Source organism: Frankia sp. CcWB3 (genome assembly GCF_977927595.1).
This window is the reverse complement of the sequence record NZ_CDWRCK010000004.1, coordinates 1-3,344: the sequence shown is the minus strand read 5'-3', so window position 1 is coordinate 3,344 and position 3,344 is coordinate 1. Positions and strand designations below refer to the sequence as shown.

The 3,344-nt window shown below is 76.6% G+C and carries 1 protein-coding gene; it reads left to right on the top strand.

The annotated features are described in order from the left end of the window. The coding region (locus tag ACY5KJ_RS00895; RefSeq protein WP_462202503.1) for a non-ribosomal peptide synthetase at positions 1-3,344 on the top strand (3,344 nt) is incomplete at both ends.

The window sequence follows — 3,344 nt, the reverse complement described above, 5'->3', positions numbered from 1 at the left end:
CGCCTTCAGAGCAGGCGCCTGTGGGCTTGGCGCCCGTGGGCTTGGCCCCGGTCGACCCGGCGGACCTGGCCCGCTGGCGGGAGCGGCTGCCCGGCCTGACCGAGGTCTGGCCGCTGTCGCCGTCGCAGGCGGGGATGCTGTTCCACCGCCTCGTCGACGGGGACGGCACGCCGGACGTCTACGTCATCCAGTTCGTCCTCGACCTGCGCGGCGACGCCGACGACCTCGACCCTGAACGCCTGCGCGCGGCGTCGCGGGAGCTCGTCGCCCGGCACGACCTCCTGCGCGCCGCCATCCTGGCCGACGGCGCCGCCCCGGCCCAGGCCATCCTGGACCGGGCCGAACCGGAGTGGACGATCGTCGACCTCTCCAGCTGGCCGGCCGCCGAGCGGTTGGCCGAGGCCGAGCGGCTGGTCGTGGCCGACCGGGCGGCGCGCTTCGATCTGACCACGCCGCCGCTCATCCGGTTCCTGTGGGTCCGCACCGGAGCGGACAGCGCCCGGCTGGCGGTCTGCGCCCACCACGTCATCCTGGACGGCTGGTCGCTGCCGCTGGTGCTGCGGGAACTGTTCACGCTGGCCGCCGATGCCGATGCCGATGCCGATGCCGATGCCGCCCCGCCGCCCCGGCCGCCCGCCGTCCGCTCGTACTCGGACTACCTGCGCTGGCTGCGGGCCCAGGATCGGGACGCCGCCCGCGCGGCCTGGCGGACCGAGCTGGCCGGCCTCGAGGGGCCGACCCTACTGGCCGCCGGCGGCGGCCACCGCGCCACGCCGGCGAGCGAGACGCCCCCGAGCCCGGCCGCCGTCGACCGCGAGGCCAGCCCCGAGCTGGCCGCCCGCCTGGCCACGCTCGGGCGCGAGCGGGGACTGACGCTGAGTACCGTCCTGCGGGCGGCCCACGCGGTCCTGCTGGCCCGGGCAGCCGGCCGCGACGACGTCGTGTTCGGGGCGGCGACCGCCGGCCGGCCGGCGGCGCTGACCGGGGTCGAGGCCATGATCGGCCTGTTCGTCACCACCATCCCGGTTCGGGCCACCGTGACCGCCGGGGGGACGTTCGCCGCGCTGATGGCCGAGCTCCAGGCGGCCCAGGGCCGGCTGTTCGCCCACGAGCACCTCGGCCTGGCCGACATCCAGGCGCTGGCCGGCCAGGGGGATGCCTTCGACACCCTGCTCGTCCTGGAGTCCTACCCGTTCGCGGCGGCCACGCTGATCCCGCCGGGCGGCCCAAGGCTGGCCGCCGTCGACGGCCACGACGCCACCCACTACGCGCTGACCATCCGGGTGATCCCCGGCGACCGGTTGCGGCTCACCTTTGGCTACCAGCGCGGCGTCCTCGACGACGCGACCGTCGCCGGCCTGGCCGACCGGATGCTCGCGCTGCTCGAGGAGATCGCCACCGATCCCGACCGGCCGATCGGCGCCGTCGCCGCCCTGCCCACGGCCGAGCGGAGCCGGGCCGCCCTCCTCCCGCCGCCGCCGGCACCTGGGTGGGGCGCCGGCGCCACCCTGCCCGAGCTGTTCGAGGCCCAGGCCCACCGGACCCCGGACGCGGTCGCGCTGCGCTGGCGCGACGCCGAGCTCACCTACGCCGAGCTGGACGCGCGGGCCAACCGGCTCGCCCGCCTGCTCGCGGGGCGGGGCGTCGGCCCGGAGTCGGTCGTGGCGGTCGCGCTGCCCAGGTCGGCCGACCTGGTCGTGACGTTGCTGGCCGTCCTCAAGGCCGGCGGCGCGTACCTGCCGGTCGATCCGGCCTACCCGGCCGACCGGATCGCGTTCATGCTGCGCGACGCCGCGCCGGTCTGCGCGGTGACCACCATCGAGACCCGCGCGGCGCTGCCGGCCCGGGCGAGCGTGCCCCTGATCGCGCTGGACGACCCGCTGGTCGGGGCGGCGCTGGCCGAAGCGCCGGCCACCCCGCCGGACGGGGCGGGGCGGGCGCGCCCGGACAACCTCGCCTACGTCATCTACACCTCCGGCTCAACCGGCCGCCCGAAGGGCGCGCTGATCCCGCACCGCAACGTGGTGCGCCTGTTCGCCGACACCCGGGATCTCTTCCGCTTCGACGCCTCCGACGTCTGGACGCTGTTCCACTCGGTGTCGTTCGACTTCTCGGTGTGGGAGCTGTGGGGGCCGCTGCTGCACGGCGGCCGGCTCGTCGTGGTCGACCACGACGTCTCCCGCTCGCCCGAGCAGTTCCTCGACCTGCTGCGGCGGGAGTCCGTCACCGTCCTCAACCAGACGCCGTCGGCCTTCGGCGCGCTGCGGGCGGCCGAGCAGGAGGCCGGACGGTCTGACCTCAGCCTCCGTCTGGTGATCTTCGGTGGCGAGGCGCTCGAGCTCGGCCGACTGGCCCCCTGGTACGAGCGCCACCCGGACGGCGCACCGACTTTGGTCAACATGTACGGGATCACCGAGACCACGGTGCACGTCACGTACCTGCCGCTGGACCGGGCCGGCGCGGCCGATGCCGCCGCCGACCGCCGGAGCGTGATCGGCGAGCCGCTGCGCGGCCTGCGCGCACGGCTCCTCGACCGCCACCTCGCCCCGGTCCCGCCGGGTGTCCCGGGGGAGATCTACGTCAGCGGCGCCCAGCTCGCGCGGGGCTACCTGGGCCGCTCCGGCCTGACCGCCACCCGGTTCGTGGCCGACCCCTACGGCGAAGACGGCGACCGGATGTACCGCACCGGCGACCTGGCCCGGCTGGGCCCGGACGGCTCGCTGGAGTATCTGGGCCGGGCCGACGACCAGGTCAAGATCCGCGGTTTCCGGATCGAGCCGGGCGAGATCGAGGCGGTCCTGGCCGCCGATCCGGCGGTGGAGCGGGCCGTGGTCGTCGCCGGGGAGGACGGCGCCGGCCGGCGCCGGCTGGTCGCCTACGTCGTCCCCCGGGCGGGCGGGCGCGTCGACGGGCCGGCGCTGCGGCACCGGGCCGCCGCCGCGCTGCCCGACTTCATGGTCCCGGCCGCGGTCGTCGCGTTGGACGCGCTGCCGCTGACCGGCAACGGGAAGCTCGACCGAGCCGCCCTGCCGGCTCCCGGCCTGACCACCGCGACTTCGGGACGGTCGGGCGCCACCGACCTGGAGCGGACGCTGTGCGCGGTGTTCGCCGCCGTGCTCAGCGCCGACCGGGTCGGCGCTGACGACGACTTCCTCGCCCTCGGCGGCGACAGCATCATCGCGATCCAGCTGGCCAACCGGGCCCGCCGCGAAGGCGTCGGGCTCACCCCGCGCGAGGTCTTCGTCCAACGGACGCCGGCCGCGCTGGCGGCGCTCGTCGCCGGCCGCGCCACGGCCGAGACCGTCGAGACCCGCGAGACCATCGAGACCCCGCCCGCCCCAGTC